This window comes from Lentzea sp. NEAU-D7, assembly GCF_026242055.1.
In the GTDB taxonomy this organism is placed as follows: domain Bacteria; phylum Actinomycetota; class Actinomycetes; order Mycobacteriales; family Pseudonocardiaceae; genus Lentzea.
In genome coordinates this window covers 1-22,639 of sequence record NZ_JAPJDL010000020.1, presented here as the reverse complement: position 1 = coordinate 22,639, position 22,639 = coordinate 1, and the positions used below count along the sequence as shown (strand labels likewise).

Below are 22,639 nucleotides of genomic sequence, written 5' to 3'. Positions count from 1 at the left end.
AATGGAAACCGTTGTCGAGTTCAGTTTACGACACGAAAAAACCCCCGACGGTCACGCCGGGGGCTTTTCGAAGTGACTCACGCCTCCAGGCGCTCGCCCGACTCGGGGTGGAACAGGTGGATCTCGGTGGTGTCGCGGACGGCCACCTTGACGTGCTGGCCCAGGGTCGGCGGCGTGCGGCCGTCGACGCGGACGACGAAGCGCTGCGACGCGTCGCCGATCTTCACCGCACCGTGCACGAGCGCGTCGGCGCCGAGCTCCTCGACCAGCTCGACCGTCATGTCCATGCCCGCGTCGGTCGACGGCACGATGCCGAGCGCCTCGGGACGGATGCCGAAGGTGACCTCGTCCAGCCCGCTGGCGGCGGCGAGCGCGTCGCGGGACAGCGGCACGACGATGCCGTCGAGCTTGGCACCCTCCGACGTGATCGGGACGGTCTTGAGGTTCATGGCCGGCGAGCCGATGAAGCCCGCGACGAACGCGTTGGCCGGGCGGTCGTACAGCGCGCGAGGCGTGTCGCACTGCTGCAGCAGGCCGTCCTTGAGCACCGCGACGCGGTGGCCCATGGTCATGGCCTCGACCTGGTCGTGCGTGACGTAGATCGTGGTGGTGCCGAGGCGCTGCTGGAGGGCGGCGATGTTCGCACGCGTCTCGACGCGCAGCTTGGCGTCCAGGTTGGACAGCGGCTCGTCCATGAGGAACACGGAGGGCTCGCGCACGATGGCGCGACCCATGGCGACGCGCTGGCGCTGACCACCGGAGAGCGCCTTCGGCTTGCGCTCCAGGTACTTGGTGAGGTCGAGCATCTTGGCGGCCTCTTCGACCTTCGCCTTGATCTCGGTCTTCGGCACACCGCGCAGCTTGAGCGCGAAGCCCATGTTCTCCGCGACGGTCATGTGCGGGTACAGCGCGTACGACTGGAACACCATCGCGATGTCCCGGCCCTTCGGCGGAACGTTCGTGACGTCCTTGCCGCCGATCTGGATGGCGCCCTCGTCGATGTCCTCCAGACCCGCGAGCATGCGCAGCGCCGTCGACTTGCCGGAACCGGACGGACCGACCAGCACCAGGAACTCGCCGTCGCTCACCTCGAGGGAGAGCTCGTCGACCGCCCGCACCGGCGGGTTGCCGGAGAAGATCCGCGACGCCTTGACGTAGGACACCTCTGCCATGTGACGCACCTTTCACCCTTGTCTGGACGCGACGTTAGGGATTGCAAGCGCTTACGTGAACAGACGTAAGCGCTTACGTTTCGGTACGGGGCAACGTAAGCGCTTGCGTTCAGAGGCATGAACCGGCGGACCGCTCGACGATCCGGATCTCACGCCGCCCAGCCGCAGGACCGTCCACTCCGGATCCGACCGCCTCAGGTCGCGAGCAGGTCGAAGGAGAACCCGATGACGACCAGCGAGATGCCGACGACCCGCAGCGAGCGGTCCGTGTTGGAGCCGCGCAGCAACAACAGGGTCGGCTTGACCAACAGGTAGTAGGCGACGATCGGCCACGCCCTGGACATCAGGTTGAGCAGGACCGCGAGCCACCCGCCGAGACTGGTGATCAGGAAGATCGCGGGGAACCACACCGCCATCAGCACCACGACCTCGACCAGCACCACCCACCACGGGCGATCGACCCCCGACCAGGGGTGCTCCAGCAGTGCCCACGACGTGAGCAGGGTGAGGCCGCCGTAGACGACCACCACCAGCAGCAGGAACGCCCAGATCGAGTACCGGTTCGCCCGTTGCGCGTCCTCGCTGAGGTCCGCCCCGGAGGGCGAGTGGCCGGTGGTTTCGGGCGTCAGCTCGGGCTGGGTCGTGTACAGCAGGAGCTCGGCCTCGTCGCCGGGGTTGCGCGGGTCCAGGTGGAGGTGCCGGTTCTCGTCGGAGTACCGCTTGCTCTTCCTCTCGTGGAGGCGGAGTTGCCAGAGCGTCTTCGAGAGCTGGCGGCGGCTTTCCGCGAACGTCTTGCGGTGGGTGTGGACCGAGCGTTCCTTCAGTTGTCTGCCCCAGGCCTCGACGCGGTCGGACCCGACGATGTCCAGTACGGCGACCAGCCCTCCGGCGAACTGGACCAGCTTGCCCGTTCTGCCCCAGAAGAGCATCTGCTGGCCCCACATCGTGGTGCCGGCGAGGGAGTCCCCCGCCCACCACCTGCCCCAGGCTTCCCAGTACGAAAGCGATTGCACCCGAACAGGCTAGTGAGGCCCCGGCCCGGACGTGGCCGGACCGGGGCGTCACCAGGTCAGCCCTTGACGGCGCCGGACGCGAGGCCCTGCACCAGGAACCGCTGCACCAGGTAGAACACGACGATCGCGGGAATCGCGACCAGGATGGACGCGGCGGCGAGGTGCCCCCACTCGGTCCTGTTCTGCTGCACGAACACCTGCAGCCCCACGGCCAGCGTCTTCGACTCGTCCGCGGCGGACAGGAACGCCGACGCGAACGCCACCTCGCCCCAGGCCGTGAGGAACGCGTAGAACGACGTGACGGCGAGGCCCGGCTTGGCCAGCGGCATGATCAGCCGCCAGAACACGCCGAACGGCGACAGCCCGTCGACCCGGCCCGCCTCGTCGATGTCCGACGGCACCGTGTCGAAGTAGCCCTTGAGCATGTACGTGCAGAACGGCACGGCGGTCGTGCAGTACACGAGCACCAGGCCGAGCGAGGTTCCGTTGAGCCCCAGGGCGATGAGGATGTTGTACAGCGGCACGATCAGCACCGCGAACGGGAACATCTGCACCAGCAGGAACGACATCATCAGGCCGCGCTTGCCGGGGAACCGGAACCGCGAGGCCGCGTACCCGGCGGTGGCCGAGATGAAGACGCCGATCACCGTGGTCATCAGGGCGATCACCACGGAGTTGCCGAACCAGGCGATGAAGTCGCCCTTCTCGCCCGACAGCACACGGGTGTAGTTGTCCCAGGAGGACTCGTTGAACAACTTCGGCGTCGGCTCGACCGCGCGGGCGTCCGGCTTCAGCGAGGTGATGAACACCCAGAAGACCGGGAACACCGCGATGACCGACGCGACGATCAGCGTGGCGTGCAGGGCGATGGAGGCGCCCTTGGAACGGTCGGTCCGGCGCAGCCGGTTGCCGGTGGCCTGAACGACTTTCAGGGACGAAGCGTCGAGCGTCATCACCACACCTCGCCCTGCTTGCGCAGCGCTCGCCGGTAGATCGTGGCGAACACCAACAACACCGAAAGGATCAGCACGCCGTAGGTCGACGCGATGGCGTAGTCGCGGGACGCGCCGGAGAAGAACCGCTCGAACGCGTAGGTGACCAGGATCCGGGCGTTCGGGTTCGGGCCGGCGATCAGGTAGATCACCGGGAACATGTTGAACGTCCAGATGATGCCGAGCAGCACCACCGTCGACGACACGGAACGCAGGCCGGGCAGGGTGACGTGCCGGAACCGCTGCCACGGCGTGGCACCGTCCATCTCGGCCGCTTCGTAGAGGTCACCCGGAATCGACTGCAGGCCACCGAGAAGCGCCACCATCATGAACGGAACGCCGAGCCAGACGTTCACGATGATCACCGAGACCAGCGCCCAGTTCGACTGGCCGAGCCACACCGGGTCGGGCAGGCCGACCGAGCGCAGGAGCTGGTTGATGATCCCGTACTGCGCGTTGAACATGTACTTCCACGCGAACGCGCTGATGAACGCGGGCACGGCCCACGGCAGGATCAGCATCACGCGGTAGAGCGCACGGCCGCGCACTTGGCGGTTCAGCAGCATCGCCAGGCCGAGACCGATGGTGTAGTGCAGGAACACGCACGAGAAGGTCCAGATCAGCGTGCGGACCAGCGTGCTCCAGAACGCACCGAACGACTCCCCGCCGGAGAGCACGTTGAGGTAGTTCTTGAAACCCACCACGTCGTAGGTGGCCGGCCGATCGAGGATCGGGTTGGCGATGTTGCCCTCGTTGATGTTCGTGAAGGTGAAGAACACGCCCTGTGCGAGCGGGTAGAGCACCAACACCGCGATGACCACCACGACCGGCAGCACCATCGCATACGCGTACCAGTACCTGTCCAGGAACCGACGCACCGAGACTCTCCTTCCGGCGAGCGGCCGGGGCGGTGAGGCCCCGGCCGCTCAACACGATCAGCCGATCGAGTACTCGGTGACGACCTTCTCCTTGTACGCCTTCGCGACGTCGTCAAGGGCGGTCTTGGCGTCCTTCTTGCCGGCCAGGAAGTCCGCGTAGCCGACCTTCAGCGGGTCGAACAGCTCGCCGCCCTCGGGGATCCACGGACGCTCGTGCGCGGTCTTGGTGACCGGCTCGAACGCCGCCACGACCTCGTTGGCCTTGACGTCGGCGTTCTGGTAGGCCGACTTGCGGGTCGGCAGCAGGCCCAGTTCCTTGGCGATGGTCGCCTGCGACTCGACCGAAGCCATGCACTGGATGAACTTGATGGACGACTGCTTCGCCTTGGTGCCCTGGCGGATCACGTAGTCGTGGCCACCGACCGGGGCGCTGCCCTTGCCGGCCGACGGGCCGGGAACCGGCGCGATGCCGAGGTTCGCCTTGTCGGTGAACGCGGCGCCCTTGAGGTAGTCGGCGACGGCCCACGGACCGTTGACGACCATGGCGGCCTCACCGCTGGAGAACGCGGCCTGCATGTTCGAGTAGGAGTTCGTCGCGTCGAGCGCCGTGGTGGCGGCCTTCGCGTCGAGCAGGCCCTTCGCGGTCTCCAGCGCCTTCACGTTCTGCGGGGAGTTCACGACGATCTTCTTGGCGGAGGCGTCGACCAGGTCGCCGCCCTCGCCGTAGATGAACGGCAGCGCGTAGTACGCGTCGTTGTTGAGGAAGAACGACTTCTCGCCACCCAGCTTGGCGGCCGCGGCCTTGAGCTCGTCCCACGTCTTCGGCGGCTCGACACCGGCGTCGGCGAGCTTCTTCTTGTTGTACAGCAACGCGAGCGAGTCGGTCACCTGCGGCACCGCGTAGGTCTTGCCCTCGTACTTCGTGGAGCCCAGCGCGGCCTCCAGGAAGTCGGAGGTGTCCTTCGCGAGGTCGGTGTCGGACAGGTCGGCGACGTAGCCCAGCTTCGCGAGCTGCGGCACCCACGCGACCTCGGAGCGGAAGACGTCGGGCCCCTGACCACCCTGGGCCGCGGTCTTGTAGTTGTTGAGCGCGCCGTCGAAGGCCTGCGTCTCGACCTTGACCTTGTAGCCGTCCTTGGTGGCACAGCCTTCCGCGATCTTCTTGAACACCGGGCTCTCGTTGGGACCACTGGTGTCCCAGAAGGTCACTTCGCCCGAGTCGGATCCGCTGTTGCTGCTCGATCCACCGCTTCCGCAGGCGGTGAGCACGAGGGCGACACCCGTCGCCATGGCGGTCACGAGGGTTGTCCGTCGCATCGTTGCTGCCGTTCCCTCCAGCTGGGGCCTCATCTCCGAGTGAGACGAGGGTCTTGCAAGGTTTTGCGAGAATGTTGCGGGCGATTTCACTACCCGAACCATGGTCAGGTCAAGACGTGGACCGTAACCAAGCCGTAACGGCGCCGTCTTGCAAACACGCGTTGCAAAATTTTTCCGAACGCGGCAGGCTTGCGCCGAACCTGATCTGAGCTGGGAGGCAACGTGTCCGGACTGTCCGAGATCGCGAGGGCAGCCGGGGTGTCCATCTCGACCGTCAGCCGTGTTCTCAACAGGCGCGCAGGTGTGAACGAGGAGACCCGGCAGCGGGTGCTGTCGGTCCTCGCGGAGATGCCGTACACCCCGCGCGGCCTCGGTGCGCTGCAACGCACCGGCGTGATCGGCCTCCTCGTGCCGGAGCTCTCGAACCCGGTCTTCCCCGCGTTCGCCGAGGCGCTGGAGACGCGGGCGGCGCGCCTGGGCTACTCGTCGCTGCTGTGCAACACCCGCAGCGGCGCCCCCATGGGCGAGGAGGAGTACGTGCGGATGCTCCTGGCCCGCGGGGTCGAGGGCATGGTGTTCGTGTCACCGGAGATCACCAACGTCGAGGTCCCGCTCGGTCAGGCGCCCCGCCCGAGCTACTACGCGAAGCTCCTGGCGGACGGCGTCCACATGGTCTTCCTGAACGGTGCCACGCCCGCGCTGGACGTGCCCGACGTGACGGTCGACGAGCAGCTCGCGGGCTACATGGCGACCAGGCACCTGATCGAGCTCGGGCACCGGCGGATCGGCTTCGTCTCGGGTCCCGCGCGTTCGCTGCCGTCCCGGCTGAAGCGCGCCGGCTGGGCCGCCGCGCTCGAAGAGGACCACCTGCCGGCGGGTTCGGAGTACGTCTCGCACGCGCCGTTCAGCGCGGAGGGCGGCGGTCAGGCCGTGGCGCGGCTGCTCGACACGGTGAGCCCGACGGCGGTGATCTGCTCTTCCGACCACATGGCGCTCGGCGTCATGCGCGAGGCACACCAAAGGGGGATCTCGATACCCGAGGAGCTGTCCGTCGTCGGGTTCGACGACATCCCGCTGGCTGCCTACTCCTCGCCCGCTTTGACCACGCTCGCGCAGCCGATCGAGGAGATGGCGGCGGCCGCGATCGACGAGCTCGTGCTGCGACTGGACCCGGATCGCCGCAGGCAGAGCACCGACAACTACACCCGCGTCTTCCGGCCGCGGCTCGTCGTGAGGGAATCGTCTGCGCCCGCGAAACAAGATGCCCGGTTGTCCTAATTGGTCTGGACCAAATTCTGAACAAGGCAGATGGGCCAACCAGCGCGGATGCGTCATTTGAGGGACGCAGGTCACCCTGACTTCACGAATTGGTTCTGAACCGTTACGGTCCTTTCATGGCGCGGTCGATGCATGTGCGACGTCCGGCAACGTTGGCCTCTCTGGCCGCTGAGCTGGGCGTTTCCCGGACAACGGTGTCCAACGCGTACAACCGGCCCGACCAGCTCTCGCCCGAGCTGCGTCGGCGGGTGTTGGACACGGCCCGAAGGCTGGGTTATCCCGGTCCGGATCCTGTGGCGCGCTCGTTGCGCACGCGCAAAGCCGGGGCGGTGGGCCTGTTGCTCACCGAGAACCTCTCCTACGCGTTCCGCGACCCGGCGGCCATCGGCTTCCTCGAAGGTCTCGCACTGGCGTGCGAGGACGCCGGCACCGGCCTGCTGCTGGTGCCCGCGAACCCCGAACGCGAGGACGTCGCGTCCGTCCACCGCGCCGGTGTCGACGGCTTCGTCGTCTACTCGGTGCCGGACGACGACCCGCACCTCGCCGCCGTGCTGGAACGCCCGGTGCCCACCGTCGTCTGCGACCAGCCGGACCTCGGCACCGTGGACCGCGTCGGCATCGACGACCGCGGCGCGATGTACGAGCTCGCGAAGCACCTGATCGGGCTGGGCCACCGCCGCATCGGCGTCGTGTGCATGCGTCTCGCGCGTGACCGCAACGACGGCTTCGTGACGCCGGACCGCCAGCACGCCGCCCACTTCCACGTGCAGCGCAACCGCCTGTCCGGCCTGGCCGAGGCGTTCAGCGAGGCCGGCGTCGACTGGTCGCAGGTGCCCGTCGTCGAGCGCTTCGACCACAACATGGCCTCCGGCGCGTCCGGCGCGGCCCAGGTCCTCGACCGCGACCCGCAGGTCACCGCCCTGATCTGCACCTCGGACGTCCTGGCGCTCGGCGCGATGACCGAGGCGAGCCGCCGCGGCCTGCGCGTGCCGCACGACATCACCGTGACCGGGTTCGACGGCATCCGCGCCGGCGAGGAGGCCGGGCTCACGACGGTTCGTCAGCCGGTTCTGGAGAAGGGCCGGGCGGCGGGCAAGCTGCTGCTCGACACGAACGAGCGCTCGCGGCCGCGGTCGGTGAACCTCGCGACCGAGCTGATCATCGGCAAGACGTCGGCGGGGCCGCGCGGCGGTGCCGAGGAGCGCTGGTTCGGACCGTGATCAACGCTCCAGCCTGAAGACGGTGGGTGAGCTGGCCTTCCCGGCCAGCTTCGCCACCAGCAGGTAGTCGCCGGGCCCGACCCTCGTGTGGGCCCCGCACCCCGGCTTCGAGGTGGAACCCGCCCACTTCGTGCCGTAGTTGAAGGTCTCCTTCGGCTGCATCACGCGGGTCTCCGTGCCCACCGCCGAGAGGCAGTGGTTGCTCGACCACAGCACCGTCGCGCCGTCCGCGGTCAGGACCGTCAGCTCGCGGTGCTGGCGCCCGATGTCCCTGATGCACGGCACCGGCCCGGTGTTGACGACGTCCATGGACAGTTCCGGCTGGTCACCGACGGTGTAGAAGGGCTTGTTCGCCTTCGCCACGACCCCGATCACGTCGTCCGGGCAGGGCTGCGGCGGCCCGGGAGGCGGGGGTGGCGGTGTGGTCTCCGTCGGCGAGGGCGGCGGGGTCGTGGAGGAGGACGACGCGGCCGCGGGGCTCTCGGACATGCTCGGCGGCGGGTTCGAGGAGGACGCCGCGGCGGCGTTCGTGGGCTGCCCGGTCTCGGCGTCGGAGCCGAACATCCCGACGATCCAGATCACGAGCAGGAGTGTGACCAGCGCTGCCCCGATCGCGGCGAGACGGCGGCGCCAGTACACCGTGGACGGCAGCGGACCTGTGGGCTCGATCACGGCCCGAACGTAACTTGACCAGGCCTGATCCAGCGGGAGGCGAGCATCGCTCGATCCGGTGAACGTGATATTGAGCGAAATCCCTTGTGAACGTGCGCTAACTCCGGTTCCAATCGACGCGGGGTCCGCCGGTAGGCCATGGAGGTGTGTCACATGACCGCGATCGACGAACTGCTCAAGCGGAACTACGAGCTCGGGAACGTGGTTCCCGGAGACCGTTCGTCCGCGAAGCCGTCCCTGCAGGTGGCGATTCTGACCTGCATGGACTCGCGCATCCGGGTGTTCGAGATCTTCGGTTTGAAGCAGGGTGAGGCGCACGTGCTGCGCAACGCGGGTGGTGTCGTCACCGACGACGCGATCCGCTCGCTCGCGCTGAGCCAGCGCAAGCTGGGCACGCGCGAGGTCCTGCTCGTGCACCACACGAACTGCGGCCTGGAGATGGTGACCGAGGACGACTTCAAGGACGAGCTGGAGGCCGACACCGGTCTGCGCCCGACCTGGGCCGTCGAGGCGTTCAAGGTCGTCGAGCAGAGCGTGCGCGGGTCGATGGCGCGGCTGCGGCGCAGCCCGTTCATCCCGCACACCGACAAGGTCCGCGGGTTCGTCTACGACGTGCACACCGGTGAGCTGCGCGAGGTCGACGCGGCGGAGTCGCAGGCCGCCTGAAGCTCTTCGTGAGGGCCCCCTCCGGGGGGCCTTTTCGTTGCGCGACAATGGCAGGCGATGAATCACGAGTTGCTGCTGGGCTGGTGGGACACCGCGGCCCGAGACCTGCCGTGGCGCCGTCCCGACTGCACCGCCTGGGGTGTGCTGGTCAGCGAGATCATGCTGCAGCAGACGCCCGTCTCCCGCGTCGAACCGATCTGGCACGAGTGGCTGGCGCGCTGGCCCGTGCCTTCGGCGATGGCGGCCTCCTCGCAGGGTGAAGTCCTGCGGATGTGGGGCAAGCTCGGCTATCCGCGGCGCGCCATGCGGCTGCACGAGGCCGCGACCGCCATCGCGCGCGACCACGGCGACGTGGTGCCGTCGGACATCGAGACGCTGGAGTCGCTGCCCGGCATCGGCAGCTACACGGCTCGCGCGGTGGCCACGTTCGCGTACGGGCAGAAGTGCGCCGTCGTGGACACGAACGTCCGTCGCGTCGTTGCGCGTGCCGTGCACGGGGCCGGGGATGCCGGGCCTCCGTCGACCAAGCGCGATCTCCGCGACGTCGAGGCGATCCTGCCGGAGGGCCAGGAGGACGCCGCGGTGTTCTCCGCGGCGCTGATGGAGCTCGGCGCGTTGATCTGCACGGCGAAGAACCAGAAGTGCGCGGACTGCCCCCTGTTCGCCGAGTGCGCGTGGCAGCTGGCCGGGCGGCCCGCCTACGCGGGGCCGGAGAAGAAGGTGCAGAAGTTCGCCGGCACCGACCGCCAGGTGCGGGGCAGGCTGCTCGACGTGCTGCGGGGCGCGCCCGGACCGGTGCCCAAGATCCAGCTCGACATCGTCTGGAACGACGTGACGCAGCGCGAGAAGTGCCTTGTGTCCTTGTTGAGTGATGGACTTGTTGAACAATCCGCCGACGGTCTCTTCCACCTGCCGGGTGAAGGGATTGTTCAACAATCCAACAAGGGGACGACCTGATGCACTCGCTCGTCGCCTTCTTCGACGCGGAGGCCGAACGCAGGATCGTTGGATTGTTGAACGATCTGGGTGTTGAACAATCCCACAGGCCGCACCTGACCTACGCCGCCGCAAGCACCATCGGCCTCAAGGTGCGCAAGGAACTGCGCGAGGACCTCGAACGGCTCTGGATGCCGGACCTGTGGCTGCACACGCTCGGCACGTTCTCCACCACGGACAACGTGCTGATGCTCGGCGCGGTGGTCGACACCGAGCTCCTCGCCGTCCACTCGGCGATCCACGACGTCCTCGCGAGCAAGGTCAAGAACCCCAGCGCGTACTACCTGCCGGGCAACTGGATCCCCCACTGCACGCTCGTCCAAGGCCTCGACGACGAGCAGACGAAGGCCGCGTTCGCGAAGGTGTTCCCGGTCGAGCCGATCCGCGCGAAGGTCCGCGAGGTGTCGATCGTCGACACTCAGACCGGCGAGATCGACGTGCTCAAGAAGGCCTCCACAGCACCCCGGTAGACCCACGGCGCGCTGTCGTGCACGACGTGCCCGGCCTCCTCGACGTAGAGGTGCCGGCCGCGGGAACGCCGTGCCGCCTCCTGCATCTGCCCTGGTAGCTGGCCGCCCTTGCCCGCCTCGATCACCAGCGACGGGCACTCGACGGCGTCGATGAAGTCCCAGTAGGCGCGCGTGCCCCAGTGGCCGGCGATCTCGTAGAGGTCGTCCATCTCGGCGATCAGGTGCCAGCCGTCCTCGCGTTCCTCGAAGTACTCGGCGAACAGCGGCGAGCCGAAGTACGACGTCACGTGCCCGAGCGACTGGAACGGCACCGGCCAGGCGTCGAAGAGCCACTTCCACTCGTCGATCGTCCTGCCCCTGTTGTCCGGGGCGAAGTCCTCGACCACAATCGCGCTGACCAGGTCCGGTCGGGTCGCCGCGAGACACCACGCGTGCAGCCCGCCCATGGAGTGCCCGATCACCACGGCGGGCCCGAGGTCGAGGTCCTCGATCACCGCGGCGGCGTCGGCGACGAAGTCCTCGGTGCGGAACGGTCCCCGCCGCGGGTTGCGGCCGTGCCCGCGCTGGTCGAACCCGACGACGCGCCCGAACGGCCGCAGCCACTGCGCGACGGGCCACCAGGCGGTGGCCCTGCTCATCAGACCGTGCAGGAGCAGTACGCCTTGACCCGTTCCGCCGAACTCCACCACCGACACAGGGATGATTAACGCATGAAGGCCCGCCCGTACCTGATCGCCGTCGTGTTGATCGTGCTCGTCGCAGGTCTGCTCGTGGTGTTCAGAACGCCGGGCGGCGACCCCGCGCAGCAGCCGCGTCAGGAGACGTCACCGCAGGCCGCGGTGGAGGCAGGGGCGGGCGCGGGCGACGCGTACTACCCGACGGACGGCAACAGCGGCTACGACGTCACGCTCTACGACCTGGCCATCACCTACGACCCCGGGTCGAAGAAGCTCGACGGCGTCGCGACCATCACCGCGACCGCGTCGCAGGACCTCTCGCGCTTCAACCTCGACCTCGAAGGCCTCGAGGTGAGGGAGGTGGAGGTCGGCGGCCAGCCCGCGAAGTTCGTGCAGGAGGGCGACCACGAGCTGTTGATCACGCCGGCCGCGCCGCTCGCGAAGAGCAAGCCGTTCACCACCGTCGTCACCTACGGCGGCGAGCCCACGACGATCAACGACGCCTCGCTGGGCCGCAGCGGCTGGCAGATCTCGTCCACCGGTGGTGCCTTCGCCGCAGGTCAGCCGCACTCCGCGACGACCTGGTTCCCGGCCAACGACACCCCGCGCGACAAGGCGGCACTGAAGGTCGCGGCCCGCGTCCCGGACGGCTGGACGGCGATCTCGAACGGTCTCGAGGGCCCCGCGACCCGCGACGGCGGCTGGACGACGTTCACCTGGTCCGAGGAGACGCCGCTCGCGACCTACCTGGCCACGGTGGCGATCGACAAGTTCGAGGTCGTGCGGTCGAAGCTGCCCAACGGCACGCCGGTGGTCGACGCCTACGCGCCCGGCACGTCCGCCTCCAAGAAGCCGATCCAGTCGCAGGGCCCGGAGGTCCTCGCGTACCTGGAGACGAGGTTCGGCCCGTACCCGCAGCGCGCGGCGGGCAGCATCTGGGTCGCGGACCAGATCGGGTTCTCGCTGGAGACCCAGACCCGGCCGATCTACGCCGCCTGGGCCGACCTGGAGACGGTCGTGCACGAGAACGCCCACCAGTGGTTCGGCGACTCGGTGTCGATCGAGAACTGGGCGGACATCTGCCTCAACGAGTGCCTCGCGTCCTACGCGCAGTGGCTGTGGCTGGAGAAGGAGGGCACGGACCTCGACCAGCGCTACCGCGACAACGTCCAGCAGCGGCGCGACCGGGCGGCGTTCTGGGCGCCGAAGCTCTACGACATGGGCAAGGGCAACGAGTTCCGCGGTGTCTACGACAAGGGCCTGATGGGCATGCACGCGCTGCGCAAGCAGGTCGGTGACGACGTGTTCTTCAAGGCCCTGCAGTCGTGGCTGGCCGAGCACCGCGACGGCAACGCCTCCTGGCCGGAGTTCGAGGAGCACTTCAAGAAGGCCTCGGGGCAGCCGCTGGACGGGTTCTTCAAGGCGTGGTTCCGCGAGTCGGGCATTCCGGAAGATCAGTACCTGCTGCCTGCCGGAGTGCGGCGCTAGAGTCGGTGGCATGGCAGTCGTGAAGATCAACGCGATCAAGGTTCCCGAGGGCAACGGCCCCGAGCTCGAGAAGCGGTTCGCCGCCCGCCTCGGTGCCGTCGACAACCAGCCGGGCTTCCTCGGCTTCGAGCTCCTGCGCCCCGTGTCCGGCGACGACCGCTACTTCGTCGTCACGCACTGGGAGACGCACGAGGACTTCGTGGCGTGGCGCGACGGCCAGGCCGGTGCCGCGGCGCACGCGGGCGAGCGGGCCAAGCCCGTGGCCTCCGGCGCCGACCTGCTGGAGTTCGAGGTCGTGCTCGGGAGCAAGCCCAAGCAGTGATCGACGAGGCCTACGACAGAGCCGCCGAGCTGATCACCGGTGCGGACGCCGTTCTCGTCTGCGCCGGTGCCGGCATGGGGGTCGACTCGGGTCTTCCCGACTTCCGCGGCACCGAGGGCTTCTGGCGCGCGTACCCGCCCTACGAGCGGCTCGGGCTGAAGTTCGAGGAGATCGCCGACCCCGTGCACTTCGCCGACGATCCCGCGCTGGCTTGGGGTTTCTACGGCCATCGGCTCGCCCTGTACCGCGCGACCGTGCCGCACGGGGGTTTCGCCGTGCTGCGGTCGTGGGGTGCGCGCGTTTTCACGTCCAACGTGGACGGGCAGTTCCAGAAGGCGGGGTTCGCGGACGTCGCCGAGGTCCACGGGTCGATCCACCACGCCCAGTGCGTGGAACCGTGCACGGACGAGATCTGGGAGTGCTCGTTCGACGTGGACGTTGACCCCGCGACGATGCGGGCGACCGGCGAGCTGCCGTCGTGCCCGTTCTGCGGCGGGCTGGCGCGGCCCAACATCCTGATGTTCGGCGACTGGGGCTGGGTGCCGCACCGCAGCCAGCGGCAGCTCGACGAGCTGACGGCGTGGCGCAGGAACCAGCGCGGGCTCGTCGTGATCGAGATCGGTGCCGGCACCGCCGTGCCGACCGTGCGGCGTCAGGCCGAGCTGGCCAGCGCGGCGAACGGTGCGCTGATCCGGATCAACGTGCGCGAGCCCGAGATCCGGCACGGCCGCGGGGTGTCGTTGCCCGTGGGCGCGCTGGAGGCCCTCACAGCCTTGGCACGACGAACTGCGTGACGACGGCCCGGTGGTCGCTGCCGGGCACGTCGAACACGTCCACGGTGTCCACCAGGACCTTCGAGTCCACCAGCACGTGGTCGATGGTGACCGGCGGCGGCCAGAACCCGCTCGCGCTCGGCCATGTGTGGATCAACCCCTTGCCGACCTGGTCGGCCGCGTCCACGTAGCCCTTGTTCAGCAGCCGCGTGAGGCCGACGTGGTCGAGCGTGGCGTTGAAGTCGCCGGCGAGCACCCTGATCGCGCCGGTCGAGTCGGGTGCGGGCAGTCCCGCGAGCTCCCGCTGCCACGCCTCGGGTCCGGCGGTGACGACAGGCGGCAACGGGTGTACCGAGACGACCTCGATGTCCTTGCCGGGCAGGTCGACGAGCGCCCCGGCCTGCTGCAACGTGCCCGGCGGCGTCAGGTCGCGCGCCGAGAGCGGGAACCGGGAGGCGAGGCCGCTGCCCGACCCGCCCGGTTCGTCGAGGAAGACCCGGTTGGGCAGCACCTGCCGGAGACCGGCCCGGTCGAGGTCGCCCACCATCTGCGGCGTGAGCTCCTGCAGGGCCAGGATGTCGATGTTGCGCTTCCTGACCTCCTGCACGATGAACTGCGCGTCCGCGATGCCGGTGAGCACGTTCGACGTCATCAGCCTGACCTGCTGCCCCACCCCGTTCGGCCGCGCGTCGGAGAACGCCCGCGGCGCCACGTTCGCGACCAGCACGACCCCGACCAGGGTCATCGTCAGCCCGATGACCCACCTCTTGCGGAACAGCGCGAACAGCCCGATGAGCAGGCCAAGGACGGTGATGTACGGCGTCAGCGACGTCGTGGCGATCATGTACCGCGTGCCGTCGATGCCGAGCAGCCTGACCAGCGCCGCCGTGACGAACGCCATCGCGCACACGACCAGCAGGAACGTGGCGAAACCGCTTCGGGGCGGCTTCACCTCGGTGGTGACCACGTCGTGCAGTGTGCCCGAGCGCGCGTCGGTCTCCGGTGTGCTCACACCCGAAAGGACGGTCAGCGCCCCAGTCCCGTTGCCCGCCGAAATTGTCAGACCCCTCCGCCATGCTGATCCCAACCGACTCGAAGGGGGGCCCGATGGGAGCCAAGGACTGGATGCTCTTCTACGCATCCGACGACGTCAGCAAGGTCCTGCGCGCAGCACCGAAGATCGACCGCGAGGCCACGGCGGCCTTCGTGGAACGCCTGTACCCGGCACACGACATCCGCCCGATCGAGGACGGCAACCTCCACTACGGCAACCCGCCGGAGGGCACCGTCTACGCCGGCGTCTTCCCCGGCCTGTCGATCATCTGCACGCGGGACGCCGCTGGCGACTCCTACACCGACCTGCCGGAGCACTTCGTCCGCGAGGCCGCCGGCCGCACCCTGTACCTGCACGCCATGCACAGCGTCGTCGACTTCTTCTCGTACGCCATCTGGGAACCGGACGGCACGCTGCGCCGCGCGTACAGCCTCTCCCCGGACAGCGGCGTGATCGCCGACGTCGGCACTCCCCTGCCGTTCGAGGAGAAGTACCGGGCGGGCGATCCGGAGTTCCTGGAGTCGCTTGACTCCGACGACGAGTACCCGTTCCGCTTCCACCCGCTCGACCTGGCCGAGGCCGCCCTGCGCGAGCTGTTCGGCTTCAACTACGAGGGCGCGTACGAGGACGACGACCCGGAGCTGGAGGAGGTCGTCCTCGCGGGCTACGCCGTGACGCCGCGCTGACTCAGGCCGCCGCCGGGTGTCTGGGCCGCATGTCGGGCATCCGGTCGAGCAGTCCGACGATCGTGTCGACGATCGGCACCACGACCTCCTCCTCGACCGGCCCCTGCATCGTGCAGTAGACGACCCCGTCCTCGAACGTGAGCGACAGGAACATCCCGACGAGCGGGGGCAGCACTTCCAGGCGCGCGAGCAGCCAGTCCAGCGCCTCCGGGTTGAACGCCCTGGCTGTGCTGGAGAGGTCGCTGCCGAACACGGCGAACTCGCGGTCGACCCCGACCGGCAGCCTCAAAGGCAACCACTCGCCGTCACTCCTGACCACCGTCAGAGGCCGGGCGCTCAGCCAGGCGCCGAGGTGTTCCGGGCCGACCTGCCTACCGCGGAAGTCGACGTGCTGACGGCGTGTGAGCCGCATGGGGGCGAGCCGGGCGGTGGCCACCTCGAACCGGTGCTCGATCAGCCTGCCCACGCCCCTCGATTTCTGCTGCCTCATCGACGCCTGCGACACCCTCACGCGCCAAGGCCCGCGTGGGAAGTCCAACGCCAGGTCGAACTTGGGCACCGACCGTTGCAGCATCTTGTCGACGAATCCACTCACGTGGTTCGACAACGGCCCCCTCACCTCCGCCGACCACGCGGTCGCCCGGTCAGCACCCACCACCACGCCGCCGAGCTCAGCAGCCAGAGGTGCCAGCGAGAGGGCTTGGTCGGCGTCTGCCTTGCGGTTGCGGCGGATCTGCCACCAACGCCGCACTGCCACGACGCTGAGCGCGAACGCCACCACGCCGATGCTGGGCAGCAACTGTCTGAAGAGCTCCATCAGAGGTCCAGGTCACCTTCGATCCGCTGCTTGTTGTGGTCCGTGCCGGTGTCGTCGTACTCGTTGCTCTTTTGATAGGAGCCGAAGTTCCGGATGGGCTTGTCAACGCCCGCATTCGTGCCCTTGCCGACACCGAACTGGCCTCGCACCGCATCGAAGGCTGCCGTGCCCATCGCCTTCGGGAAGCCGCTCGCGACCCGCTCTCCGAGCATGCCACCTTCACTACCCCACAGTTTGGCAACCGCCGGGACCGGAACACCGGGGAAGCCGTTCTCCAGATCCTTCTTGCTGACCGCCTTGGTGAGATCCGCAAGCACTACGTTCGTCTTCTTGTCCGCCATGGACTTCTTGAACGCCGTCCCCACGTTCTTGAACCTGCCCGCGAGATTCCGCAGAAAAGCCACGATCTTGTCGAGGAACTGCCGCAGCTTGGCAACGATGCGAGCGACCCGACTGCCCGTGGTCGCCACCCGCACTCCGGTGGCAGCTCCCGCGGCGGCGGTCGAAGCACCGAAACTCGGCACTGCGGCCGCCAGCGCGGGAATCCAGATCATGACCAGCCAGGTGATCAGCTCGGTGAGGATTGCCTTGATGAAGTCCTCGACGATGGTCATGATCATGCTCGAGATCTGCAGCATGCGAGCGAGCTCACCGGCCTGCCCCGCGACGCCGTCGATGCCGTTGGCGAACTCGCCGAGCTTCGTGGCTGCCACCTCGGACGCCTGTCCGCCCCAGGTCTGCACCGCGTTCTTCAGGTCCTCGTCGAACTTCGCCCTCATGTCGGCGACGCCTTTGGCGATGTTGTTGAAGTTCTCGGCGGCCTGCTGCAACGCCGGACCATCACCGCTGACGAGGTGGATCGCGTCCTCCAGCGGCTGCACCACGCTGATCAGGAAGTTCAGGCCCTGTCCCACCAACCAGCCGATCGGGTCGGTCGCGATGCCGTAAGCCGACGTCCCGAGAGCGCCGAGCACCGCCGCTCCCTCCGAGACCAGTCCAGTCACCTCGGAGCCGTCTGCGCCGTCGCTGAACTTGCCCGCGGCCTCGGCGGTCTTGAGGTAGTTCCCGACGAACGGCGTGGCTTCCGCCATCTTCCTGCCGGTGGTCTTCTCGCCGACCGTGATCTCGACGCCACCGGCGGGGATCTTCTGTTCCACCATGCCCGCAGCCCTACTTCCGGTCGATCTCGACCTGGATGCCGTTGAAGATCTTCTTCAACGCCTCCTCCTGGCCCGCGTAGCCGTCCGCGGTGCCTCGGAACTTCTCCGCACCGGATTGCATGCCCGCCTGCATGTCGGCGAACAGGTCCTTCAGGTCAGCGAGCCTCTGCGTGTACTCGCTCTTGGTGAACCAACCCACCACACCCCAAGACTTGTCACCAACGTCCGCCTTGGCGACGAGACCGGCGATCTCGCCGGCCCGGCTGAGGTGGCCGTCCAGCTTGCCCGCGAACTGGCGGAGTTCGTCCGGGTTGACGTCGAAACCGCTCATCGGCCGCCGTCCTCGTCGTCGTAGAGGTTCAAGAAGCGGTCATCCTTTTGGGACGGCGGAGCCTGCTTGGCCGATCGTGCGTCCCACGAGTCGCCGCGAAGCACGTTCTGGTCCGAGAAGTCCTCGGCGGGTTCCGGTGCGGGACGGCGAGGGGGTGCCGGCGCACTGGGAGGTGCCGGCGGGCGCATCTGGCTCGGGGGCGGGAGCGTCGGCGAGGGCGGAGGCGCGGGGGGTAGCGGAACGGCTTCGTCCGCCGTCGCACGGCGCAGCTCGTCCGGTGTCATGCCGAAAAGCTGGGCCTGGGTCTCCAGCACCTGGTCCTTGAGGTGCATGTCGTCGCCCAGCGCACTCTCGACGATGCCGGCCTGCCGCCGTGCCGCTTCCGCTACCGCCTTCTGCAACGTCGACATCAGCTCGGCGGCGAGTGCGTGCGGCGGGCGGCGCATGGCCTGGTCGGTCAGCCTGATGTCCTTGATGGTCCCGGACGGACCTGCGACGACTGTCACCGCGCGGTCGGCCGATGTGGCGATCGCCTCCATCTCGGTCAGCTGCTGCTGCATCTCACCGATGTTGGCGAACTGCTGGTCAACGCGATGCATCTGCGATTGGAAACGCTCGAACTGAGCAACGAGCTGATCGAACTCGGCCGACACCGGGGCATCCTCCCCACAAGATCCATAAAGCCACGACGAGGACCGCCGTGGCCAGCCAATCGTGGCAGCGAAACCGCCATCACGCTGCGAAACCGGCAAATCCGTTCAGCGATGCAGCTCGCGCATGAGAACGGCCCCCAGGCCGGAAGCCTGGGGGCCGTTCTCACGTGCTGTCTTGATCAGTCGGTCTCGTTCGCCGGAGCGTCCTTCGGCTCGGCGGCCGCCGTGGCGGTGAGGTCGACGGGCGGGGCGTCGGGCACGCGGTTCGGCTTGGCCTCGCCGCGGAACACGAACTTCGCCTTGTCGTGCTGGTCCGACTCGCCGTCCCAGCCCTCGACGTCGGTGATGATGATCTGGCCCGGCTGGATCTCGCCGAACAGGATCTTCTCCGACAGGGTGTCCTCGATCTCTCGCTGGATCGTCCTGCGCAGCGGGCGGGCGCCCAGCACCGGGTCGAAACCGCGCTTGGCCAGCAGGGACTTGGCCCTGTCGGTCAGCTCGATCGCCATGTCCTTGTTCTTCAGCTGCGTCTCGACGCGGGCGATCATCAGGTCCACCATCTTGATGATCTCGTCCTGAGTCAGCTGGTGGAAGACGATGATGTCGTCGATGCGGTTGAGGAACTCGGGCCGGAAGTGCTTCTTCAGCTCGTCGTTGACCTTGTTCTTCATGCGCTCGTAGTTGGACGCGGTGTCCTGACCCGAGGTGAAGCCGAGGCCGACGGCCTTGCTGATGTCCGACGTGCCCAGGTTCGACGTGAAGATGATGACGGTGTTCTTGAAGTCCACCGTCCGGCCCTGACCGTCGGTCAGGCGGCCGTCTTCCAGCACCTGGAGCAGCGTGTTGTAGACCTCCTGGTGGGCCTTCTCGATCTCGTCGAAGAGCACGACGGAGAACGGCTTGCGGCGCACCTTCTCGGTGAGCTGGCCACCCTCTTCGTAGCCGACGTAACCGGGAGGGGCACCGAAGAGCCGCGACGCGGTGTACCGGTCGTGGAACTCGCCCATGTCGATCTGGATGAGCGCGTCGTCCTCGCCGAACAGGAAGTTCGCGAGCGCCTTCGAGAGCTCGGTCTTACCGACACCGGACGGGCCGGCGAAGATGAACGAGCCGGAGGGGCGCTTCGGGTCCTTCAGACCGGCGCGGGTGCGGCGGATCGCCTGCGACACGGCCTTGACCGCGTCGACCTGGCCGATGATCCGCTTGTGCAGCTCGTCCTCCATGCGGAGCAGACGCGTGGTCTCCTCCTCGGTGAGCTTGAACACCGGGATGCCGGTCCAGTTGGCGAGGACCTCGGCGATCTGCTCGTCGTCGACCTCTGCGACGACGTCCAGGTCACCGTCCTTCCACTGCTTCTCCCGCTCGGCCTTCTGGCCCAGGAGCTGCTTCTCCGCGTCACGCAGCTTCGCCGCGCGCTCGAAGTCCTGCGCGTCGATCGCGGACTCCTTGTCGCGACGCACGTCCGCGATCTTCTCGTCGAACTCGCGCAGGTCTGGCGGCGCGGTCATCCGGCGGATGCGCATGCGCGCACCGGCCTCGTCGATGAGGTCGATCGCCTTGTCCGGCAGGAACCGGTCGTTGATGTACCGGTCGGCCAGCGTGGCGGCGGCGACCAGCGCGGAGTCCGTGATCGAGACGCGGTGGTGCGCCTCGTAGCGGTCGCGCAGGCCCTTGAGGATCTCGATGGTGTGCTCGAGCGACGGCTCGCCCACCTGGATCGGCTGGAAGCGGCGCTCCAGCGCGGGGTCCTTCTCGACGTGCTTGCGGTACTCGTCGAGGGTGGTGGCACCGATCGTCTGCAGCTCACCACGAGCCAGCATCGGCTTGAGGATCGACGCGGCGTCGATCGCGCCCTCGGCGGCACCCGCACCGACGAGCGTGTGGATCTCGTCGATGAACAGGATGATGTCGCCGCGCGTGCGGATCTCCTTGAGGACCTTCTTCAGGCGCTCTTCGAAGTCACCGCGGTAGCGCGAGCCCGCGACCAGCGAGCCGAGGTCGAGCGTGTAGAGCTGCTTGTCCTTGAGCGTCTCGGGCACCTCGCCCTTGACGACCATCTGGGCCAGCCCCTCGACGACGGCGGTCTTGCCGACGCCGGGCTCGCCGATGAGGACCGGGTTGTTCTTGGTGCGGCGGGACAGCACCTGCATGACCCGCTCGATCTCCTTGGCGCGCCCGATCACCGGGTCGAGCTTGCCTTCACGGGCGGAGGCCGTGAGGTTGCGCCCGAACTGGTCGAGCACCAAGGAGGAGGACGGCGTGCCCTCGCCACGACCGGTCGACTCCGACGCGCCCTTCTCCGTCGAGTAACCGGACAGCAGCTGCAGCACCTGCTGCCGCACCCTGTTCAGGTCGGCCCCGAGCTTCACGAGGACCTGGGCGGCGACGCCCTCGCCCTCGCGGATCAGGCCGAGCAGGATGTGCTCGGTGCCGATGTAGTTGTGGCCGAGCTGAAGCGCCTCGCGCAGCGAGAGCTCCAGGACCTTCTTCGCACGGGGGGTGAAGGGGATGTGTCCACTCGGAGCCTGCTGGCCCTGGCCGATGATCTCTTCGACCTGCTGGCGGACGCCCTCCAGCGCAATCCCCAACGACTCGAGCGCCTTGGCGGCGACACCTTCACCCTCGTGGATCAGACCCAGGAGGATGTGCTCGGTGCCGATGTAGTTGTGGTTGAGCATCCGTGCCTCTTCTTGGGCAAGGACAACCACCCGCCTCGCGCGGTCGGTGAACCTTTCGAACATTCGCACTCCCTGACTGCTGCGTCGGCGGTCCTCGGCTCCACCGATCTACCCTGGTGAGCGCGGCACCGTGGCTCCACTGTAGTGGGCGGTCCCGAGGCCTGTGGCTCCCATCAGCGGCAAGCCGCGTCCGGCGAACATTGACATCGGCATCAACGCAGGTCGGACGCGACGGATTCCACAGATCGGGCGATGTCCGCTGAACGCGAACAACCGACCGTTGAGCGATACTCCTGTGATCGGGGACACCTGGGGAGGCGAACGAAGAGCGTCGTAGGTAAGGTTAGGCAAGCCTCATACACATGAGATTGGACTTGCGCGTTGACCGTACCTGCGAGGGTCTCACAGCAGAACCCGCGTGCGCTCACGCCACTGGCCGAATCCATCGCCCGCCTGCAGACCGGCACCGAGATCGTCTTCGGCACACCGTCTGAGGACTGGACGATCTGCTCGGACCTGCTGGCGGAGCCCACCCGGTTCGACCTGTGGCGCAAGGACCTCGCGGAGTGGATGGTCGAGCAGTACGGCGAATCCGACGACCGCGCGACGGCCGGCTACATCATGGGCTGGTACCTGCACCAGCCCGGCTACCTCGCCGGCCTCCTCTTCCACACGGCCCGCCGGGTACCGACGCTCAAGCCCTCGGACATGGCGTTCCACATCAACTCCACGGGCCGCCCGCACCCCGACGGCACGGCCTTGATGTGCGACGAGTTCGCCTGCCTGCCGGACGACCCGGCCTCGAACCACCCGGCAGCGACCGTGGTCGCGAACGAAGCGGCCCTGGCCGCAGTCCTGCGCGCCCGCTACGCGGCCCACGCAGCCCAGTTCGTGGCGTCCTTCGGCCAGGTGGTCCGCTTCGGCCGCCGCCAGCTCTGGGCAGCGGCGACCGACATGCTCGAATACGGCGCCTGGGCGGCAGGCCGCCAGTTCGGTGACGAGAACGCGGGCGTGACCGACGCGGCGATGATCCTCCCTGAAAAGCTGGACCCGTTCGTGGCGGCGTCGTCCCTGCACTTCACCGACGAGGGCTGGAAGCGCAAGCGCAACAGCTGCTGCTTCCACTACGTCCTGCCGAACGCGGAGCCGTGCACGGCCTGCCCGCGCACCTGCAAATAACAGAGCAGCCACCCCAAGCGAAGCCGAAGGCGAGCCGTCTTCCCATACGGGCTGGGCGGTGGGGTCCCATCACGAGTCGCGCCACAGCTCTTGCTGCATGCAAGGAGGGGTGTCAAGCGGACACGCTTTTCGTCCGCTTGACACCCC

23 protein-coding genes are annotated in these 22,639 nt (G+C 68.0%); 10 read left to right on the top strand and 13 right to left on the bottom strand.

Translation table 11 applies throughout. From position 1 onward, the window contains the following. Positions 1 to 77: 77 nt before the first annotated feature. The 5 genes from ORI60_RS32870 to ORI60_RS32850 all read right to left on the bottom strand — a co-directional run bounded on the left by ORI60_RS32870 (position 78) and on the right by ORI60_RS32850 (position 5,372). A complete protein-coding gene (locus ORI60_RS32870) occupies positions 78 to 1,172 on the bottom strand; it encodes an ABC transporter ATP-binding protein (protein WP_266041891.1) in 1,095 nt (364 codons plus the stop codon). Positions 1,173 to 1,366: 194 nt separating this feature from the next. Continuing rightward, positions 1,367 to 2,185 (bottom strand): hypothetical protein, encoded by an 819-nt coding sequence (locus tag ORI60_RS32865; RefSeq protein WP_266041890.1) that lies wholly within the window; start codon positions 2,183 to 2,185, stop codon positions 1,367 to 1,369. A 56-nt stretch (positions 2,186 to 2,241) separates the two neighbouring features. Further along, positions 2,242 to 3,138, bottom strand: coding sequence for a sugar ABC transporter permease (locus ORI60_RS32860; protein ID WP_266041889.1), 897 nt, complete (start codon positions 3,136 to 3,138; stop codon positions 2,242 to 2,244). Next, the gene (locus tag ORI60_RS32855; protein ID WP_266041888.1) at positions 3,138 to 4,055 is read right to left on the bottom strand and encodes a carbohydrate ABC transporter permease; all 918 of its coding nucleotides are present in this window, start codon (positions 4,053 to 4,055) and stop codon (positions 3,138 to 3,140) included. Before ORI60_RS32855 ends, ORI60_RS32860 begins: the two co-directional genes overlap by 1 nt. A gap of 57 nt (positions 4,056 to 4,112) precedes the next feature. Then, positions 4,113 to 5,372 (bottom strand): extracellular solute-binding protein, encoded by a 1,260-nt coding sequence (locus ORI60_RS32850; RefSeq protein ID WP_266041887.1) that lies wholly within the window; start codon positions 5,370 to 5,372, stop codon positions 4,113 to 4,115. Between the two features lie 222 nt (positions 5,373 to 5,594). Here ORI60_RS32850 and ORI60_RS32845 point away from each other — a divergent pair, with 222 nt between their 5' ends. Beyond that, a complete protein-coding gene (locus ORI60_RS32845; protein ID WP_266041886.1) occupies positions 5,595 to 6,650 on the top strand; it encodes a LacI family DNA-binding transcriptional regulator in 1,056 nt (351 codons plus the stop codon). Between the two features lie 116 nt (positions 6,651 to 6,766). Further along, entirely contained in the window at positions 6,767 to 7,870 is a 1,104-nt protein-coding gene (locus ORI60_RS32840; protein ID WP_266041885.1) for a LacI family DNA-binding transcriptional regulator, read from the top strand. Here the strand turns inward: ORI60_RS32840 and ORI60_RS32835 are convergent, their stop codons facing one another. After that, positions 7,871 to 8,542, bottom strand: a complete 672-nt coding sequence (locus tag ORI60_RS32835; protein WP_266041884.1) for a hypothetical protein — start codon at positions 8,540 to 8,542, stop codon at positions 7,871 to 7,873. 153 nt (positions 8,543 to 8,695) lie between these two features. Between ORI60_RS32835 and ORI60_RS32830 the strand changes: the two genes are divergently transcribed. From ORI60_RS32830 to ORI60_RS32820, 3 genes are read left to right on the top strand one after another with little or no spacing between them, the layout of a single operon-like run. Next, on the top strand, positions 8,696 to 9,208 hold the full coding sequence (locus tag ORI60_RS32830; RefSeq protein WP_266041883.1) for a beta-class carbonic anhydrase: 513 nt from the start codon (positions 8,696 to 8,698) through the stop codon (positions 9,206 to 9,208). Between the two features lie 57 nt (positions 9,209 to 9,265). Further along, positions 9,266 to 10,165 (top strand): A/G-specific adenine glycosylase, encoded by a 900-nt coding sequence (locus ORI60_RS32825; protein WP_266041882.1) that lies wholly within the window; start codon positions 9,266 to 9,268, stop codon positions 10,163 to 10,165. After that, entirely contained in the window at positions 10,165 to 10,674 is a 510-nt protein-coding gene (locus ORI60_RS32820) for a 2'-5' RNA ligase family protein (protein ID WP_266041881.1), read from the top strand. Before ORI60_RS32825 ends, ORI60_RS32820 begins: the two co-directional genes overlap by 1 nt. Here ORI60_RS32820 and ORI60_RS32815 read toward each other — a convergent pair. Next, complete coding sequence (locus ORI60_RS32815; RefSeq protein WP_416234529.1) at positions 10,623 to 11,369, bottom strand: alpha/beta fold hydrolase; 747 nt, start codon at positions 11,367 to 11,369, stop codon at positions 10,623 to 10,625. The genes ORI60_RS32820 and ORI60_RS32815 overlap by 52 nt on opposite strands. 15 nt (positions 11,370 to 11,384) lie before the next feature. On the opposite strand from ORI60_RS32815, the gene ORI60_RS32810 reads away from it, so the two are divergent. The 3 genes from ORI60_RS32810 to ORI60_RS32800 are packed head-to-tail and all read left to right on the top strand — an operon-like array spanning position 11,385 to position 13,955. Then, positions 11,385 to 12,839 carry a M1 family metallopeptidase gene (locus ORI60_RS32810; RefSeq protein ID WP_266041880.1) on the top strand — a complete coding sequence of 485 codons (1,455 nt, stop codon included), beginning with the start codon at positions 11,385 to 11,387 and terminating at the stop codon, positions 12,837 to 12,839. 10 nt (positions 12,840 to 12,849) lie between these two features. Further along, positions 12,850 to 13,161 carry an antibiotic biosynthesis monooxygenase family protein gene (locus ORI60_RS32805; protein ID WP_266041879.1) on the top strand — a complete coding sequence of 104 codons (312 nt, stop codon included), beginning with the start codon at positions 12,850 to 12,852 and terminating at the stop codon, positions 13,159 to 13,161. After that, positions 13,161 to 13,955, top strand: coding sequence for an SIR2 family NAD-dependent protein deacylase (locus ORI60_RS32800; protein ID WP_266042041.1), 795 nt, complete (start codon positions 13,161 to 13,163; stop codon positions 13,953 to 13,955). Before ORI60_RS32805 ends, ORI60_RS32800 begins: the two co-directional genes overlap by 1 nt. Here ORI60_RS32800 and ORI60_RS32795 read toward each other — a convergent pair. Next, positions 13,927 to 14,946 (bottom strand): endonuclease/exonuclease/phosphatase family protein, encoded by a 1,020-nt coding sequence (locus tag ORI60_RS32795; RefSeq protein WP_266041878.1) that lies wholly within the window; start codon positions 14,944 to 14,946, stop codon positions 13,927 to 13,929. The genes ORI60_RS32800 and ORI60_RS32795 overlap by 29 nt on opposite strands. A 95-nt stretch (positions 14,947 to 15,041) precedes the next feature. Between ORI60_RS32795 and ORI60_RS32790 the strand changes: the two genes are divergently transcribed. Next, positions 15,042 to 15,674, top strand: a complete 633-nt coding sequence (locus ORI60_RS32790) for a DUF6928 family protein (protein WP_266041877.1) — start codon at positions 15,042 to 15,044, stop codon at positions 15,672 to 15,674. A gap of 1 nt (position 15,675) precedes the next feature. Here the strand turns inward: ORI60_RS32790 and ORI60_RS32785 are convergent, their stop codons facing one another. From ORI60_RS32785 to ORI60_RS32765, 5 genes are all read right to left on the bottom strand, one after another. Beyond that, complete coding sequence (locus ORI60_RS32785) at positions 15,676 to 16,491, bottom strand: hypothetical protein (protein ID WP_266041876.1); 816 nt, start codon at positions 16,489 to 16,491, stop codon at positions 15,676 to 15,678. Further along, complete coding sequence (locus ORI60_RS32780; protein ID WP_266041875.1) at positions 16,491 to 17,651, bottom strand: WXG100 family type VII secretion target; 1,161 nt, start codon at positions 17,649 to 17,651, stop codon at positions 16,491 to 16,493. Before ORI60_RS32780 ends, ORI60_RS32785 begins: the two co-directional genes overlap by 1 nt. Before the next feature lie 10 nt (positions 17,652 to 17,661). Next, a complete protein-coding gene (locus tag ORI60_RS32775) occupies positions 17,662 to 17,982 on the bottom strand; it encodes a WXG100 family type VII secretion target (RefSeq protein WP_266041874.1) in 321 nt (106 codons plus the stop codon). After that, positions 17,979 to 18,635, bottom strand: coding sequence for a YbaB/EbfC family nucleoid-associated protein (locus ORI60_RS32770; RefSeq protein ID WP_266041873.1), 657 nt, complete (start codon positions 18,633 to 18,635; stop codon positions 17,979 to 17,981). The genes ORI60_RS32775 and ORI60_RS32770 overlap by 4 nt, the downstream gene beginning before the upstream one ends. 179 nt (positions 18,636 to 18,814) lie before the next feature. Further along, on the bottom strand, positions 18,815 to 21,376 hold the full coding sequence (locus ORI60_RS32765; protein WP_266041872.1) for an ATP-dependent Clp protease ATP-binding subunit: 2,562 nt from the start codon (positions 21,374 to 21,376) through the stop codon (positions 18,815 to 18,817). A 318-nt stretch (positions 21,377 to 21,694) separates the two neighbouring features. On the opposite strand from ORI60_RS32765, the gene ORI60_RS32760 reads away from it, so the two are divergent. After that, the gene (locus ORI60_RS32760) at positions 21,695 to 22,492 is read left to right on the top strand and encodes a (2Fe-2S)-binding protein (RefSeq protein ID WP_266041871.1); all 798 of its coding nucleotides are present in this window, start codon (positions 21,695 to 21,697) and stop codon (positions 22,490 to 22,492) included. Positions 22,493 to 22,639 lie beyond the last annotated feature (147 nt).

What these genes read in the sequence shown, in the direction of transcription:
- ORI60_RS32825 (WP_266041882.1), top strand. Translation starts at nt 9,266, where the DNA reads ATGAATCACGAGTTGCTGCTGGGCTGGTGGGACACCGCGGCCCGAGAC.
- ORI60_RS32810 (WP_266041880.1), top strand. Translation starts at nt 11,385, where the DNA reads ATGAAGGCCCGCCCGTACCTGATCGCCGTCGTGTTGATCGTGCTCGTC.
- ORI60_RS32775 (WP_266041874.1), bottom strand. Translation starts at nt 17,982, where the DNA reads ATGAGCGGTTTCGACGTCAACCCGGACGAACTCCGCCAGTTCGCGGGC.
- ORI60_RS32830 (WP_266041883.1), top strand. Translation starts at nt 8,696, where the DNA reads ATGACCGCGATCGACGAACTGCTCAAGCGGAACTACGAGCTCGGGAAC.
- ORI60_RS32805 (WP_266041879.1), top strand. Translation starts at nt 12,850, where the DNA reads ATGGCAGTCGTGAAGATCAACGCGATCAAGGTTCCCGAGGGCAACGGC.
- ORI60_RS32840 (WP_266041885.1), top strand. Translation starts at nt 6,767, where the DNA reads ATGGCGCGGTCGATGCATGTGCGACGTCCGGCAACGTTGGCCTCTCTG.
- ORI60_RS32870 (WP_266041891.1), bottom strand. Translation starts at nt 1,172, where the DNA reads ATGGCAGAGGTGTCCTACGTCAAGGCGTCGCGGATCTTCTCCGGCAAC.
- ORI60_RS32860 (WP_266041889.1), bottom strand. Translation starts at nt 3,138, where the DNA reads ATGACGCTCGACGCTTCGTCCCTGAAAGTCGTTCAGGCCACCGGCAAC.
- ORI60_RS32850 (WP_266041887.1), bottom strand. Translation starts at nt 5,372, where the DNA reads ATGCGACGGACAACCCTCGTGACCGCCATGGCGACGGGTGTCGCCCTC.
- ORI60_RS32785 (WP_266041876.1), bottom strand. Translation starts at nt 16,491, where the DNA reads ATGGAGCTCTTCAGACAGTTGCTGCCCAGCATCGGCGTGGTGGCGTTC.
- ORI60_RS32790 (WP_266041877.1), top strand. Translation starts at nt 15,042, where the DNA reads ATGGGAGCCAAGGACTGGATGCTCTTCTACGCATCCGACGACGTCAGC.
- ORI60_RS32765 (WP_266041872.1), bottom strand. Translation starts at nt 21,376, where the DNA reads ATGTTCGAAAGGTTCACCGACCGCGCGAGGCGGGTGGTTGTCCTTGCC.
- ORI60_RS32780 (WP_266041875.1), bottom strand. Translation starts at nt 17,651, where the DNA reads ATGGTGGAACAGAAGATCCCCGCCGGTGGCGTCGAGATCACGGTCGGC.
- ORI60_RS32820 (WP_266041881.1), top strand. Translation starts at nt 10,165, where the DNA reads ATGCACTCGCTCGTCGCCTTCTTCGACGCGGAGGCCGAACGCAGGATC.